Annotated in this window: 12 protein-coding genes and 1 pseudogene; all 13 read right to left on the reverse strand. The window is 43.5% G+C overall.

The features are described 5' to 3' along the window. Nucleotides 1-9: 9 nt before the first annotated feature. Nucleotides 10-1,350 carry a replication-associated recombination protein A gene (locus H8Z76_RS10955; protein WP_186982498.1) on the reverse strand — a complete coding sequence of 447 codons (1,341 nt, stop codon included), beginning with the start codon at nt 1,348-1,350 and terminating at the stop codon, nt 10-12. A 132-nt stretch (nt 1,351-1,482) separates the two neighbouring features. After that, on the reverse strand, nt 1,483-2,169 hold the full coding sequence (locus H8Z76_RS10960) for a polysaccharide deacetylase family protein (RefSeq protein ID WP_022514989.1): 687 nt from the start codon (nt 2,167-2,169) through the stop codon (nt 1,483-1,485). An 80-nt stretch (nt 2,170-2,249) separates the two neighbouring features. Continuing rightward, nucleotides 2,250-4,841 carry an ATP-dependent chaperone ClpB gene (clpB, locus tag H8Z76_RS10965; RefSeq protein ID WP_147618911.1) on the reverse strand — a complete coding sequence of 864 codons (2,592 nt, stop codon included), beginning with the start codon at nt 4,839-4,841 and terminating at the stop codon, nt 2,250-2,252. Nucleotides 4,842-5,115: 274 nt separating this feature from the next. Beyond that, nucleotides 5,116-5,376 (reverse strand): tyrosine-type recombinase/integrase, encoded by a 261-nt coding sequence (locus H8Z76_RS13680; protein ID WP_243240536.1) that lies wholly within the window; start codon nt 5,374-5,376, stop codon nt 5,116-5,118. Next, entirely contained in the window at nt 5,373-5,630 is a 258-nt protein-coding gene (locus tag H8Z76_RS13685; protein WP_243240537.1) for a hypothetical protein, read from the reverse strand. The genes H8Z76_RS13680 and H8Z76_RS13685 overlap by 4 nt, the downstream gene beginning before the upstream one ends. 140 nt (nt 5,631-5,770) lie before the next feature. Continuing rightward, nucleotides 5,771-6,472: a response regulator gene (locus H8Z76_RS10975; RefSeq protein ID WP_186982499.1), complete on the reverse strand. Its 702-nt coding sequence runs from the start codon at nt 6,470-6,472 to the stop codon at nt 5,771-5,773. Further along, entirely contained in the window at nt 6,465-9,164 is a 2,700-nt protein-coding gene (locus tag H8Z76_RS10980) for a sensor histidine kinase (RefSeq protein ID WP_186982500.1), read from the reverse strand. Before H8Z76_RS10980 ends, H8Z76_RS10975 begins: the two co-directional genes overlap by 8 nt. Before the next feature lie 36 nt (nt 9,165-9,200). Then, complete coding sequence (locus tag H8Z76_RS10985) at nt 9,201-9,743, reverse strand: type 2 periplasmic-binding domain-containing protein (protein ID WP_186982501.1); 543 nt, start codon at nt 9,741-9,743, stop codon at nt 9,201-9,203. 21 nt (nt 9,744-9,764) lie between these two features. Then, complete coding sequence (locus tag H8Z76_RS10990) at nt 9,765-10,412, reverse strand: potassium channel family protein (RefSeq protein ID WP_186982502.1); 648 nt, start codon at nt 10,410-10,412, stop codon at nt 9,765-9,767. Nucleotides 10,413-10,425: 13 nt separating this feature from the next. Further along, nucleotides 10,426-11,766: a TrkH family potassium uptake protein gene (locus H8Z76_RS10995; RefSeq protein WP_186982503.1), complete on the reverse strand. Its 1,341-nt coding sequence runs from the start codon at nt 11,764-11,766 to the stop codon at nt 10,426-10,428. Between the two features lie 187 nt (nt 11,767-11,953). Further along, a pseudogene (locus H8Z76_RS11000) lies at nt 11,954-12,202 on the reverse strand (helix-turn-helix domain-containing protein); the annotation flags it as partial. Beyond that, nucleotides 12,181-12,477: a TnpV protein gene (locus tag H8Z76_RS11005; protein ID WP_147618916.1), complete on the reverse strand. Its 297-nt coding sequence runs from the start codon at nt 12,475-12,477 to the stop codon at nt 12,181-12,183. The gene H8Z76_RS11005 and the pseudogene H8Z76_RS11000, both read right to left, overlap by 22 nt. Nucleotides 12,478-12,683: 206 nt before the next feature. Next, nucleotides 12,684-14,081, reverse strand: a complete 1,398-nt coding sequence (locus H8Z76_RS11010) for a sodium-dependent transporter (RefSeq protein ID WP_186982504.1) — start codon at nt 14,079-14,081, stop codon at nt 12,684-12,686. Between the last annotated feature and the right edge of the window lie 151 nt (nt 14,082-14,232).

Here is a 14,232-nt window from a genome sequence, read left to right on the forward strand (position 1 = left end):
CACACTCTGTTAGTTCTGTTCGGATGATCCGGCTGATTCCCGAAGCATCTTTAAATGAGCTTTTATATCTTTTTCATACCCGATGTCCGTTGGATGATAAAATGTCACATCCTCCATGCCATCCGGCAGATATTGCTGGTTTACATAATGGCTCGGATAAGAATGGGCATATTTGTATCCCACGCCATGTCCCAGTTTTCCCGCTGATTTGTAGTGGGAATCCTGTAAATGAACCGGAATCGCTCCGGTTTTATGGCTCTTAATATAGGAAAGCGCCTCATCCACTGCCATATACGATGCATTGCTCTTTGGCGCGCTCGCCACATAGGTGACTGCCTCCGCTAATATGATGCGTGCCTCCGGCATTCCGATGCGTTCGACTGCTGTTGCAGCAGCCGCCGCGACTGTAAGCGCGTTCGGATCTGCCATTCCAACATCCTCCGCCGCACAGATCATGATCCTGCGCGAGATAAAGCGGATATCCTCTCCCGCGTAAAGCATCCGCGCGAGATAATAAAGCGCCGCATCCGGGTCTGAACCACGCATACTCTTGATAAACGCGGAAATCGTATCATAGTGGTTATCCCCGCTCTTATCGTAACGCACCACCCGTTTCTGGATGCATTCCTGGGCGACCTCCAATGTGATATGGATGATCCCGTCCGCACTCCGCTCTGTCGTCAGAATTCCAAGCTCAATGGCAGTAAGCGCCGCACGCGCATCCCCGTTTGCCACGTCCGCCAAAAATTCCAGTGCGTCATCATCCATTTTCGCGTTGTACGCCCCCATGCCTTTTTCTCTGTCCGAAACGGCACGGCAAAGCAATGTCTTGATATCTTCTTTTCCAAGTGCGCGCAGCTCAAAGATCACCGAGCGGGACAAAAGCGCCCCGTTTACCTCAAAATACGGATTCTCCGTGGTGGCTCCGATCAGAATGATCGTGCCGTCCTCCACATACGGAAGCAGATAATCCTGCTGTCCCTTGTTGAACCGGTGGATCTCATCGATGAACAGGATCGTCTTTTTCCCGTACATTCCCTGATTGTTCTTCGCCTTTTCGATCACATCCTCCATATCCTTTTTCCCGGCGCTGGTCGCATTGATCTGCATGAAATCCGCGCTGGTCGTATGGGCGATCACCTTCGCAAGCGTTGTCTTTCCGGTTCCCGGAGGTCCGTAAAAAATAATCGAGCTTAATTTGTCCGCCTTGATCGCGCGGTAGAGCAGCTTATCTTTTCCTATGATATGCTGCTGTCCGACAACCTCATCTAAGGTCGTCGGCCGTAAACGGCTCGCGAGCGGTGCCTCTTTTTCCATATTCTGCTCTCTCATGTAATCGAACAAGTCCATATTTTCCCTCTTATGCGTACATGTGTCTGCTTCCCGCTGACACTATGGTCAAAAAAATATCACTCACATTAAGATACGACACTTTATTTCTCATTACAATAGAAAATTATATTTTCTCCAATATGACGATATTTACTCAAAAATCAATTCATCGACTGTGACAAATTCATAACCGTCCTGTTTCATTTTATCGATCAGATCGAGGGCTGCCGTCACGCTGGTCGCATAGGCATCATGCATTAAAATGATCTCGCCGTCCTTTGCCTTCCCGAGTACCTTGCTCTCAATGCTTGCCACATTCTGCACTTCCCAGTCCCTGGTATCGATGTCCCAGAGTGTCACGATCATATTCATATCTTCGTCCAGTTTGTTTTTCACACTTCCAAACGGTGGGCGCAGATATTCCGGATATTCGCCGGTCACTTTGTAGATCGCGTCATTCGTCTTTTTTATCTGGGTACACGCCTCCGATTCACACAGCGCGCCCAGATTCACATGGTCGTACGAATGATTGCCGATCAGATGCCCTTCCTCGTGCATCCGCTTTACAATATCCGGATATAATTCCACCTGGTTTCCAAGCAGAAAAAAGGTGGCCTTTACCTCCCGGTCCTTTAATCCGTCCAGCAGCTTTTCTGTGTATTCGGGATTTGGGCCGTCATCAAAGGTAAGCGCCACCCGCTTTGTCTCTTCCTGTATCATCTCATTCCTCTTTCCGGTCTCGACCGCCGCGTTTAAAAAACGCTGCTGAAAGACGAGACACAATAAAAATACTGCCATAACGCAGTCAAAAAATACCACGATCCGAACCCGTTTCATAAAAAAAATCCTGCTTTCCCTGTCTCAATAGTTTATGACACAGGGAATGTACACCATGCAGGATTTTTCTTATTTATCACTTAGTTCTTTTGTTTTGCGGATGCCTTTAAGGTACCATCCACCACATCGATCGCAATCGTATCCCCGGCTCTCACTTCATCCGCGAGGATCAGTTTTGCCGCGAGTGTCTCAACGGTCTTTTGCAGATAACGCTTTAACGGTCTTGCGCCGTAGGTCGGATCATATCCGTGTGCCACGACATATTCTTCCGCCGCCGGCGTAAGTGCCACGGAGATCTCCTTGTCTTCGAGTCTGTGGTTTAAGTCATCCATCAGCAAGTGGATGATATTTCCGATATTGTCCTTGGTGAGCGGCTTGAACATGATGATCTCATCCAGACGGTTCAAAAACTCCGGTCTGAAATGACCACGCAGCTCATTCATAACCGCTTCCTCGCACTCCGGATTGATATTGCCGTTTTCGTCAATGCCCTCCAGCAGATGCGCGGAGCCAAGGTTTGATGTCATAATGAGGATCGTGTTCTTAAAGTCCACGGTTCTGCCCTGGGAATCGGTGATACGTCCGTCATCCAGCACCTGAAGCAGGATATTGAATACATCCGGATGCGCTTTTTCCACCTCATCAAACAGTACGACCGAGTACGGTTTTCTTCTGACTGCCTCGGTGAGCTGTCCGCCCTCTTCATAGCCTACATATCCCGGAGGCGCTCCGATCAGACGGGACACGGAATATTTCTCCATGTACTCACTCATATCAAGACGTACCATGTTGCTCTCATCATCAAACAGGCTCGCCGCCAGTGCTTTGGCAAGCTCCGTTTTTCCGACACCGGTAGGTCCGAGGAACAGAAACGAACCGATCGGCTTGGTCGGGTCTTTGATGCCCGCTTTGGAACGGATGATCGCCTCAGTCACTTTTGTGACGCCCTCATCCTGTCCGACGACCCGTTTGTGCAGTTCTTCATCGAGATGCAGGGTCTTGTTTCTCTCGCTCTCATTTAATTTTGCAACCGGAATGCCTGTCCAGCGGGAAATGATACGCGCGATCTCCTCATCCGTCACACTCTCATGTACCAGAGAGAGGTCTTCGTTTTTCACCTTGTCTTCCTCGATGGCAAGCTGTTCCTCTAACTGCGGCAGTCTGCCGTACTGTAATTCCGCCGCTTTATTTAAATCATAATTCTGTTTTGCCTGCTCGATCTCCTTGCGCAGTCCCTCCAGTTCTTCTCTTAATTTCTGGACTTTTTCGACTGCCTTCTTTTCGTTATCCCACTGCGCCTTTTTGGTATCAAACTCGGTACGCAGATCCGCCAGTTCTTTCTGCAGGTTTTCCAGACGTTCTTTGCTTAAGTGGTCTTCTTCTTTCTTTAATGCCGTCTCCTCGATCTCCATCTGCATCACACGGCGGTGCAGTTCATCAAGTTCGGTCGGCATGGAATCCAGTTCCGTCTTAATGAGCGCACATGCCTCATCCACAAGATCGATCGCTTTATCCGGCAGGAAACGATCCGAAATATAACGGTTCGAGAGCACTGCTGCGGATACTAACGCAGAGTCTGTGATCTTTACTCCGTGGAATACTTCATAGCGCTCCTTTAAGCCACGCAGGATCGAAATCGTATCCTCAACGGTCGGCTCATCCACCATGACCGGCTGGAAACGACGTTCGAGCGCCGCATCCTTTTCAATGTATTCGCGGTACTCATCGAGTGTCGTCGCGCCGATACAATGCAGTTCACCTCTTGCAAGCATCGGTTTTAACAGCTGTCCCGCATCCATCGCGCCATCTGTCTTGCCGGCGCCCACGATCGTATGCAGCTCATCGATGAATAATATGATCTGTCCCTCGGATTTTTTGATTTCATCAAGAACCGCTTTTAAACGTTCCTCAAATTCACCACGGTATTTCGCTCCGGCTACTAAGGCGCCCATATCAAGCGCAAACAGTTTTTTGTCCTTTAAACCCTCCGGCACATCGCCTCTTACGATACGCTGCGCAAGTCCTTCTACAACTGCGGTTTTACCGACACCGGGTTCACCGATCAAAACCGGATTGTTCTTGGTCTTTCTCGAAAGGATCCGAACCACATTCCGGATCTCGGAATCCCTGCCGATGACCGGGTCAAGCTTCTGGTCTCTCGCGCGCTCCACCATGTCGTAACCGTATTTTTCCAGTGTATCATACGTTGCCTCCGGGTTGTCGGACGTCACACGCTGGTTGCCACGAACCGTGGAAAGTGCCTGTAAAAAGCGCTCCTTGGTAATGCCAAACTCCTTAAAGAGTTCTTTCATTGCCTTGTTCGGATATTTCAATAAGGTAAGGAACAGATGCTCCACGGAAACGTATTCATCGCCCATGCGCTTTGCCTCATCCTCCGCGCTGATCAAAACCTTGTTCAGATCCTGTCCGATGTAGACCTGTCCGCCGGATACCTTTACCCGTTCCGCGAGCTTGCTCTCGGCACTGTTTAAAAAGTATTCCTTGTTGATCTCCATTTTCTCGATCAGCTTTAAGATCAGGCCGTCTTCCTGACGCAGCAGAGCGACTAAGAGATGTTCCTGCTCAATCTCCTGATTTCCGTATTCATATGCTAATTTTTCACAATCATTGATTGCTTCCACTGATTTCTGTGTAAATTTCTGGATATTCATGATATTTCCTCCTTCCTATCCAAATCCATAGGGTTATTGCTAACCTTTTTCTTTGTTCTAGTGTAGGTATATCACGTTTTGTTAGCACTGTCAATAGATGAGTGCTAATTATTTTGTGAAGATTTTGTGAAGCCTTGATTTTACGGGCTTCACAGGGATTTTTCACTTGCTTTCGCACTCGTTTTTCTTGATTTGACCACATTTTTACCACAAATTCTTGGAAAAATATATTCGTCTGATTTTCTTACCACATTTTACGACGACGACTTATGGTTTATACCACAGCAGGTGCGGTTTCTGGCAGGTTCATTTTAGACATCTCGTTCTCCACATGAGACTTCTCTGCAATATGATTGTAGACATTCATTGTGATCTGTGCATCTGAATGGCCCATCACATACTGCATAACTTTGGGATTGACATTGTTCTCACCCAATCTGGTACATCCCGTATGACGAAGAGTATGCGATGAAATGGGAGGCATCAGGTTCAGCTCTCTCTGTTTACGGAACGCATCATATACCATCTGTGTCATAGGAATGTCTCTGATTCCTGCATCATTGGAAGATGAGGCTTATACACATTACTCTGTTCAACAAATTTCAAAAGTTTTTCCTGCTGTTCCAGTGTCAGTGCTTCTTTCTCTTTTGCCGGAGCCCCATAATCTCCAAGTGTTCCAGTTACCGGATTCTTACGGATAATCCCGTCTTCCACTGCCAGTTCAAAACTGGGATTCAATAAACCATAAAGGCCTTTGATCGTGCTGTGTGCCAGTCCTTCATCTGACAATGCTGAAAAGAACGTCCTTACGTGAGATGTCTTAAAATCCACAACACGAATGTTTCCCAAAGTATTTCGTATCCGGTAGTCCCACATACGGATACAAATCTATAACTTATATTCCAACTTTAACTATGGTGTTGTGAAGTTCACTCAACTTTCAGCATCCGATACCCCACGCCAATGTGTGTTTGGATATATTGTGGAGAGTTCGGTTCTTTCTCAATTTTTTTACGAAGTGTCGCCATAAACACACGAAGGGAGGCAATATCATTATCCCAACTACTTCCCCAAATACTTTGCGTAAGGAAAGTATGTGTCAGAACTTTTCCTATATTTCTTGTCAACAGGCAAAGCAACTTATATTCAATAGGTGTTAAATGCAACTCTTCTTCATTCAAATAGGCACAACCTGCAACATAATCTACACGAAGTTTTCCGTTTACAAAAACAACCTCTTCGGCAGGGGATACTTTTTGCATCATCGATAACCTTCTCTGCGTAACTCGTAGTCTGGCAAGCAGTTCCTCAACAGAAAATGGCTTTGTTAAATAATCATCTGCACCTGCATCCAACGCATCAATTTTATCGGTATCTTCACTGCGAGCACTGATTACGATAATTGGCATGTTTGACCAAGTACGGATTTTTTTAATAATCTCAACACCATCCATATCAGGAAGTCCTAAATCAAGTAAAACAATGTCAGGATTGTGTGAAGATGCTTCTAAAATTGCCGATTGACCATTGGGTGCTGTCAGATATCGGTATTCGTGCGCTTTTAAGGTTGTTGTAATTAAATTTCTGACAGATGTGTCATCTTCTACAACTAATATTAGTAACTTATTCATATACGTTAACCTCCCCTGCCGGTAATGTAAATGTAAATACTGTTCCGTGTGGCAGATTATCTGAAACAGTAAGTTCTCCGCCGTGGGCGCTAATAATGGACTTGCACAAAGATAATCCGAGTCCTAAACTTCGACGGCTGTCTGCAATTTGATTTGCACCACTGTAGAACATGTCAAATATTCGTGGCTTTATTTCGTCAGCAATTCCGTTTCCGTCATCCGCTATGGATACGATTGCTTGTTTTCCCCGCTTTTCTGTCCGAATAACAATATGAGAGTTTTTAGGTGTATATTTGATAGCATTATCAACAATATTGATGATTACCTGAACAATAAGCCTTGCATCCATTTTTGCAAGAAGAATTTCTTCTTTACTTTCAACGGAAATATGATGTTCTTCACTCTTTCGGTTAATATGATGTAACGCTTCTGCGATCACATCATCCATCAAATCTTCCGTTATACGGAGATTCAACCGTCCTTCTTCAATCCGGGTTATAGCCAGCAGGTTTTCTACAAGATTAATCAGCCACATGGAATCATCATAAATATCCGTGTATAGCTGCTTTTTTGTATCATTATCAAAGGAATCGCCGTTGGACAAAAGGTTACTGGCATTGCCGGAAATTGATGTAAGCGGTGTCCTCAAATCATGTGAAATAGCACGCAGCAGGTTTGCTCGTAACTGTTCATTTTTTGCAAGGACAGCCGCCTCCTGTTTCTCACGGGCATTTTTCTCATTTTCCAGAGCCAGGGCACATTCTCCGAGAATGGACAGTAGAATACTGTTTTCAAATGGATCAAGCGGTATTTCCCCCATCACAATTCCAACAACTCCATATACCATACTGTTGCTGCGAACAGCAAGATACAGGCATTTTGCATTGGAAAGCGTTCCTGTTGTGGCTCCGGCACGTTTATTGTTTTTCAATACCCAACTGGCAACGGCCTTTTCATTTTCGGAAATACACGATTCCATGTTTTCCTCAGTTACAGAAAAAATATGTGGCGTATCCAACACTTCGCCATCAGCCAAATAAAAAACGATATCTTTTCCCAAGAGTTTAATGAGCTGATTTGAAGTTGTGGATACAATTTCATTTTTATCTTTTGCCTGTTGCAATAACTGGTTTGTATCAAATAACACTTTGGTACGGTAAGCAGATTGTGCTGCCTGTTTTGCCTGGTTTTTAATCCGTATAGCAAGAGAACCGGTTAAAAATGCCGCCAAAAACATGATAACAAAGGTAACAGGATAACCCTGATCATACGCCTGCAAGGTAAATTGGGGGTCCGTAAACAGGAAATTAAAAATCAAAACACTTACAATTGAGGAAATCAGACTGTATACCTGATGTTTCGTGCTGACAGCAGTGACAAGAACACCTAAAACAAAAACAGTAATGATATTTGCTTCGTCAAATCCAAGATTCTGGAAAATCATTCCAACTAAACTGGATAAAATCAGAATCGCAGTAGATTTTAATGTATCAGTGGCAGAGAAGACGATATGGTTCTTTTCCCTGCTCTCTCTTAACTGACACACCGCCGCATTAGAAATCGTATCCGGAATAATATGCACATCCAGGTTAGGGGCATAATCAATCAGCTTTTCTGTCAGGGTCGGTTTGCTGAGCAAATGCCGTTTTGTAGCAGAACTTCGCCCGATTACAATCTTTGACGCACCGGACAAACGGGCAAATTCCGCAATCTGAAACGGAATATCTTCTCCGTAAACTGTTTCAATTTTTGCCCCAAGCTGCTCAGCAAGACGAATATTTGAACGCAGGCGTTTTATATTTTCCTCGCTCATCACCGAAAAATCAGGTGTTTCTACAAACAGAGCCGTAAACTTTCCTTTGAAAGCAGAAGCCATTCTTGCGGCAGTACGGATAATTTTCGCATTAGATGGAGAAGAAGATAGACAAACAAGAATATGTTCGTCTGTATGATAATCTCCATGATTTTTAATGCGGGCATTTTCTGTGAGGATACTCACCCGGTCCGCACATCGCCGCAGTGCAATCTCCCGAAGAGCTGTCAAATTTTCTATTGTAAAAAAATTTTCTATTGCCTGTTTTGCCTGTGTCTGTCTGTATACATTTCCTGTATTCAAACGGTCAATTAAATCCTGTGGTTCAATATCTATTAATTCAACCTGGTCTGCATTATCAAACAGAGAATCCGGAATGCGTTCCCGTACAACAATTTCCGTAATGGATGCAACTGTATCACAAAGACTTTCAATATGCTGAACATTGACAGTCGTATAGACATCGATCCCTGCATTCAAAAGTTCCTTAACGTCCTGATACCGTTTTGCATGCCGGCATCCTTCTGCATTTGTATGAGCAAGTTCATCTACAAGGATAAGCTGTGGTTTTCTTTTCAGCGCCATGTCAATGTCGAATTCGTTCAGTATCACACCATTATAGAGAACTTCTCTTGTAGGAAGAACTTCCAAGCCATTCAAAAGATCTGCTGTTTTGGTGCGTGAGTGAGGCTCTATATAGCCTGCTATCACGTCAATTCCCTGCTGTTTTGCCATATGAGCTGCTTCTAACATGGCGTAGGTTTTACCCACACCAGCCGCATATCCGAAAAAGATTTTCAAATGCCCTTTATTCCGGTTTTCTTCATCGGTTTGGATTGACTTTAGCAACTGTTCCGGATTTTGTCTTCTTTCGCCCATACGGTCACCTCCCTGTACAAAAACAATATACAGAAATTATACCACCTTTTCTTCTTTTTTTCCATTCGGGCATGTAGCCGAAAACAGAAAACGCTTCGAAAAATCATGCAATTTTTCTACAAATACACCCTTCATACAATTAATGTCATTTTTCCATATCACTCTCACTGGTTTCTCAATCGTGTTGATTGGATGTACCGCAATGTCTATAGAGCCTGACGTAATGACGTTTTGCTTTATTTGAAGGGATAAGGAACAATACTCATCTTTCAAAATATTGTTAGTGTCCTCTATGGTAAAGCCAAAATCAAGTTTATTATTTACTAGCCCATTTATTATTTCACTTACAGAACCATAGAACAGGTTCAGCTCATAGTCTGGGTATTCGCTTGAAAATTGTTCTAATAGTCCTGCAATAGAATCTATGATTGCAGGTGTTTCAAATCCAATTCTAATCTTAGAACCTGAAATAAGTTTTTGGGATTGATTTTCCTCGAGCCATTTATCCAGTTTTCCCATAAGAAAATAACCATAAATAAATGCTGCCAATACTACTATAAGTAGAACAAAGTCTTTCATATCACCAACTTCTTTCAAAAATTAAATATGAAAACATTTTTGAATATGTTTTGTCTCCCCGAGAACAAGCATGGTACTACCCTCTAACAACTGCGTATCGGAACTTATTTCCAAATTCATAATATCATTTGTTTTTAGTGCCATAATATTGACGTTATATTTTTTTCGTATATCCAACTGACCGATTGTTTTTCCTATCCATTCTCCCGGTATAGATATTTCAAAGATTGCATGTTCTTCATCTAGTTCTATGTAATCGAGAATATGATCAGCGCTATAACGAATTGCAACCCAATCGGCAAGCTGCCTTTCGGGATAAACAATTTCATCTGCGCCGTTTCGTAAAAGAAATTTTGCATGAACATCACGAGCGGCACGAGACACCACCATTCTTGCACCAAGTTCCTTCAAAAGGGACGTTACTTCCAATGAATTCTGAAAGTTATCTCCGATTGCCACAATACAAACATCAAAATTTCCAACACCAAGCGAACTTAAAAAATCCTCATTAGTCGCATCCCCAATCTGAGCGTTGGTTACAAAGGGAAGTACAGCATCAACTCGGGTTTCTTCTTTATCTACCGCCATCACCTGATGGTGCAATTCATCTAATTTCATAGCAATATGCCGTCCGAATCTTCCCAGACCGATAAGTAATATTGATTTCATTTTTCATTCTCCTTTAACCTACTGTGATATTTTCCTGAGGATATTTTGAACCGTTAGGCTTTTTGTCTGAAAGGGTGGCAAAAATCAAGGTTAATCCACCCACTCTGCCCAAAAACATCAAGCAAATTAAGATTATATGGGAAACAAGCCCCAGCTTAGGAGTTATTCCCAACGATAACCCTACCGTCCCGATTGCCGACGCTGTCTCAAATAGAGCAGTCATAAGTGGAATATCTTCTGTGCTGCTAATTACCATTCCTCCGGCAAGGAATAAAACGATATACATCAAAAAAATCGTAGCTGCATTTCTGATAGTGCCATCTGGAATTTGTCTGCCGAAAAAATTAGTGTGTTCCTTTTTTCTAAATACAGATAATGCCGATGAAACGAGAACTGCAAGAGTTGTCGTTTTCATACCACCTGCAGTGGAACCGGGCGAGCCACCGATGAGCATCAGCATAATGATAAGCAACTGCCCAACTTCACTGAGTAAAGTCAAATCTGCCGTATTAAATCCTGCAGTTCTTGTCGTAACGGATTGAAACAAGGAAACCCATACTCTTTCCTTAAGTGGCACATTTGAAAACTCAAAATAAAAAAAGTAAAGAGCCGGTAAGAATATCAATAATCCTGTTACCGTAAAAATTACCTTGCTTTGCATTCGGTATTTTTTGAAATGCCATTTATGATTCTTTATATCCTCCCAGGTAAGGAATCCAATACCTCCTGCAACAATCAGCACCATAATCACAAGATTTACAATCGGCTGTACAGAATAGGAGGTCAACGAGGAAAAAGGTGTTCTTATACCAATCAGATCAAATCCTGCATTGCAAAAAGCAGAAATAGAATGGAACAGCGAATACCATATTCCTTTCCAAAACCCAAAGTCCCTGCAAAAAACAGGGGCTAAAAGAGCCGCACCACTGATTTCGATAAGAATAGTAGTCCGAATAATAAATTTCGTTCTCCGCACAATACCACCCACCGTTGGAGCCGAAATTGCCTCTTGCATGGTACTTCGCTGCATCAACCCGATTTTGCGTCCGGAAACAACAGCAATCGCAATAGCAATCGTAATAATTCCCATACCTCCGATTTGAATCAGCAGTAAAATAACTCCTTGGCCAAATAAAGACCAGTAGGTTGCCGTATCATTAATAACCAGTCCCGTCACACAAACCGCAGAAGTTGCGGTAAACAAAGCATCCAAAAAGGAGGTACACTGGCCGCTTTTTGTAGCAATCGGCAGCATCAAAAGCAGACTGCCTAAGAGAATCACGGATAAAAACCCTAAACTAATCACTTGAAATGATGTCATATGTCGATGTCTTGATCTGTTTGTCTGTTGCATAACTATATCCCCATAATCTTAATTTCTTTTTTATATTGCCTTTATTCTATCTTTATTTGTATTAAATGGGCGTAAGTAAGTTTGTTTTGAAATTAAGATTGTATAAAGATGAGCAGAAATTAAAATAGGAAAAGTAGATGTGCAAAGTAAATTAAGATATTCTAAAAATACAAATTAGCAAGCAATATTCATTACGCAATCTATGACGTTCCACATATCCATGATGCTCTAATTCCTTAATTGCAGAACGAACAGAATCAATCCCATCTCTGCTCAGTGTTGCCAGTCCCTGCATATTGTAATTCCAGTCCTCTGGCAAACTTAACATCAGCGACAATAGACCTTTCGCTTTCAATGTCAGATTCTTATTCTTGAAATGGTGATTACTCATTACCGTAAAATTCTTAGTTCTCTCTACCCGAAAAATCTGTGCCATGCCATCTGATCTGCTGCTTTATCCGGCAGTGGTTCTTTTTCTTCCAGCTGTTTCAGAATTACCTCTTCCCGTTCTCTGGCTGCCTTATCTACTTCCAGAAGGTGTTCTCCAATTGTATCCTGTAAAAGCATCACCTGATAAGTTGAATTTCGATGATTCTTCAGATAATCTCTGCGAAGAAAACCATACTTGCCAAGCTGCTCCATCTGCTCACCGGATTTATAGGTGAGATTCGGGATCAGATATCCATTTACATTCGTATACGATAATTTCATTTTATTAGCACTCTCCATTTCTCATCATTTTTTGACCACAAATTTACGACATTTACGACAAATCTGACACTGCTTTACAATACCAGACAAAATGACTGATGCCCCGGAAAGCCTGTAAAACAGGCACTTCCAGGATACACAAGACAGGACAAAAATCGACTTCCATTATCAAGATGTGAGTGCTAATTTTTTTCCCTTCCGTCCTTCTATTTTATGATCTGGCTGAGCAGCCCGGTCGATTGCAGGAACAAAATTGTCATGACAACCGGCATAATATAGCGGATCATCACGTTATAGAGCTTTTTCCGCCGGAACTTTCCGCCATTTAATTCCATTTCCTCCGCGATCCACGCCGGCTTCATCACCCATCCGATAAAAATGGAGGACAGCAGCGCGATAAACGGCATCAGGAAACTGTTGCTGATATAATCCATGATATCCAACAGCTGCCCTGTACTTCCGTTCGGCAGTTTTACCTCCACATAGAACACACTGTATCCAAGTGCGATCACCGCAGTCACGATCAGATAGACCACGGACAGGATCCCCGTTGTCTTTTTCCGCTCGGAATGGAACAACTCCATACAGTTTGCCGTAATGGATTCGAGAACCGAGATGCAGGACGTCAGTGCCGCGAATGCCGCCAGCGTAAAAAAGAGGATTCCGATCATCCTTCCAGCAAATCCCATGCAGAAAAATACCTTCGGCAGAGACACAAACATGAGTCCCGGTCCTGCGGACATGCCTTCCAGTCCGGAAAACACAAATACCGCCGGAATGATCATAACACCTGCCAGGAAAGCCACACCGGTATCCATAAGTTCGATCTGTGATACGGATTTATTCAGATCCACATCTTTTTTTACATAGGATCCGTAAGTGATCATAATCCCCATGGATACACTTAGCGAAAAGAACAGCTGGCTCATCGCATCCAGCGCGATCTGCAAAAAGCGTTCCAGCGTAATGCCGGACAGATCCGGTGTCAGGTAAACGGCAAGTCCCTGCAGTCCGGTCCGCACGGTTCCGTCCTCTAACGTGGTTTTTAATGTCAGTGAAAAGACCGCGATCCCCACCACCATCAGTAAAAGTACCGGCATAATAAATTTTGAGACACGCTCTATGCCCTTTTCCACGCCGTTATAAACAATAAAAGATGTCAGAAGCATAAACGCAATGCTGTACCAAACGGATGACGGCGCGGAAATAAAGTTTGAAAAGCAGTTACTGTCCACCGCCTGTTCCCCGGATCCCAAAAGATAGATCGTAATATATTTTAAGATCCATCCGCCGATCACGGCATAATAAGTCATGATCAGTATCGGCACTAAAAAGGTCAATACTCCAAGAAACTTCCATTTCTTTCTCATTGCTTCATATGCGTATATCGCGCTCTTTCCTGTCTTTCGCCCGATCGCGATATCGGTGGTCAGCAGGGTAAACCCGACTGTCAGCACCAGCACCAGATAAATGATCAGAAAAAGTCCCCCGCCGTCTTTTGCCGCCAGATACGGAAACCTCCACAGATTTCCTACTCCTACGGCGCTCCCTGCTGCTGCAAAGACAAACCCGATCTGTCCGCTGAACCCGTTTTTTTGTTTCATGTCTATTCCCCTCTCCTGTTTCTTTCCCTCTATTATAAGAGTTTTTATACGGGAATGTCGACACTTTCGTTAAAATTTTATCGTTCTATTTTCCTCATATGCCAAAAAATAGATCACAAATATCTTCTTACATCTTTTTATATTCCCGGTG

The sequence above is a fragment of the Roseburia yibonii genome (genome assembly GCF_014297335.1).
In the GTDB taxonomy this organism is placed as follows: Bacteria; Bacillota; Clostridia; order Lachnospirales; family Lachnospiraceae; genus Roseburia_D; species Roseburia_D yibonii.

Coding starts and splice junctions, on each gene's coding strand:
- H8Z76_RS10955 (WP_186982498.1), bottom strand. CDS start 1,350: ATGGACTTGTTCGATTACATGAGAGAGCAGAATATGGAAAAAGAGGCA.
- H8Z76_RS10960 (WP_022514989.1), bottom strand. CDS start 2,169: ATGAAACGGGTTCGGATCGTGGTATTTTTTGACTGCGTTATGGCAGTA.
- clpB (WP_147618911.1), bottom strand. CDS start 4,841: ATGAATATCCAGAAATTTACACAGAAATCAGTGGAAGCAATCAATGAT.
- H8Z76_RS13680 (WP_243240536.1), bottom strand. CDS start 5,376: ATGACACAGATGGTATATGATGCGTTCCGTAAACAGAGAGAGCTGAAC.
- H8Z76_RS10975 (WP_186982499.1), bottom strand. CDS start 6,472: ATGAATAAGTTACTAATATTAGTTGTAGAAGATGACACATCTGTCAGA.
- H8Z76_RS10980 (WP_186982500.1), bottom strand. CDS start 9,164: ATGGGCGAAAGAAGACAAAATCCGGAACAGTTGCTAAAGTCAATCCAA.
- H8Z76_RS10985 (WP_186982501.1), bottom strand. CDS start 9,743: ATGAAAGACTTTGTTCTACTTATAGTAGTATTGGCAGCATTTATTTAT.
- H8Z76_RS10990 (WP_186982502.1), bottom strand. CDS start 10,412: ATGAAATCAATATTACTTATCGGTCTGGGAAGATTCGGACGGCATATT.
- H8Z76_RS10995 (WP_186982503.1), bottom strand. CDS start 11,766: ATGCAACAGACAAACAGATCAAGACATCGACATATGACATCATTTCAA.
- H8Z76_RS11005 (WP_147618916.1), bottom strand. CDS start 12,477: ATGAAATTATCGTATACGAATGTAAATGGATATCTGATCCCGAATCTC.
- H8Z76_RS11010 (WP_186982504.1), bottom strand. CDS start 14,081: ATGAAACAAAAAAACGGGTTCAGCGGACAGATCGGGTTTGTCTTTGCA.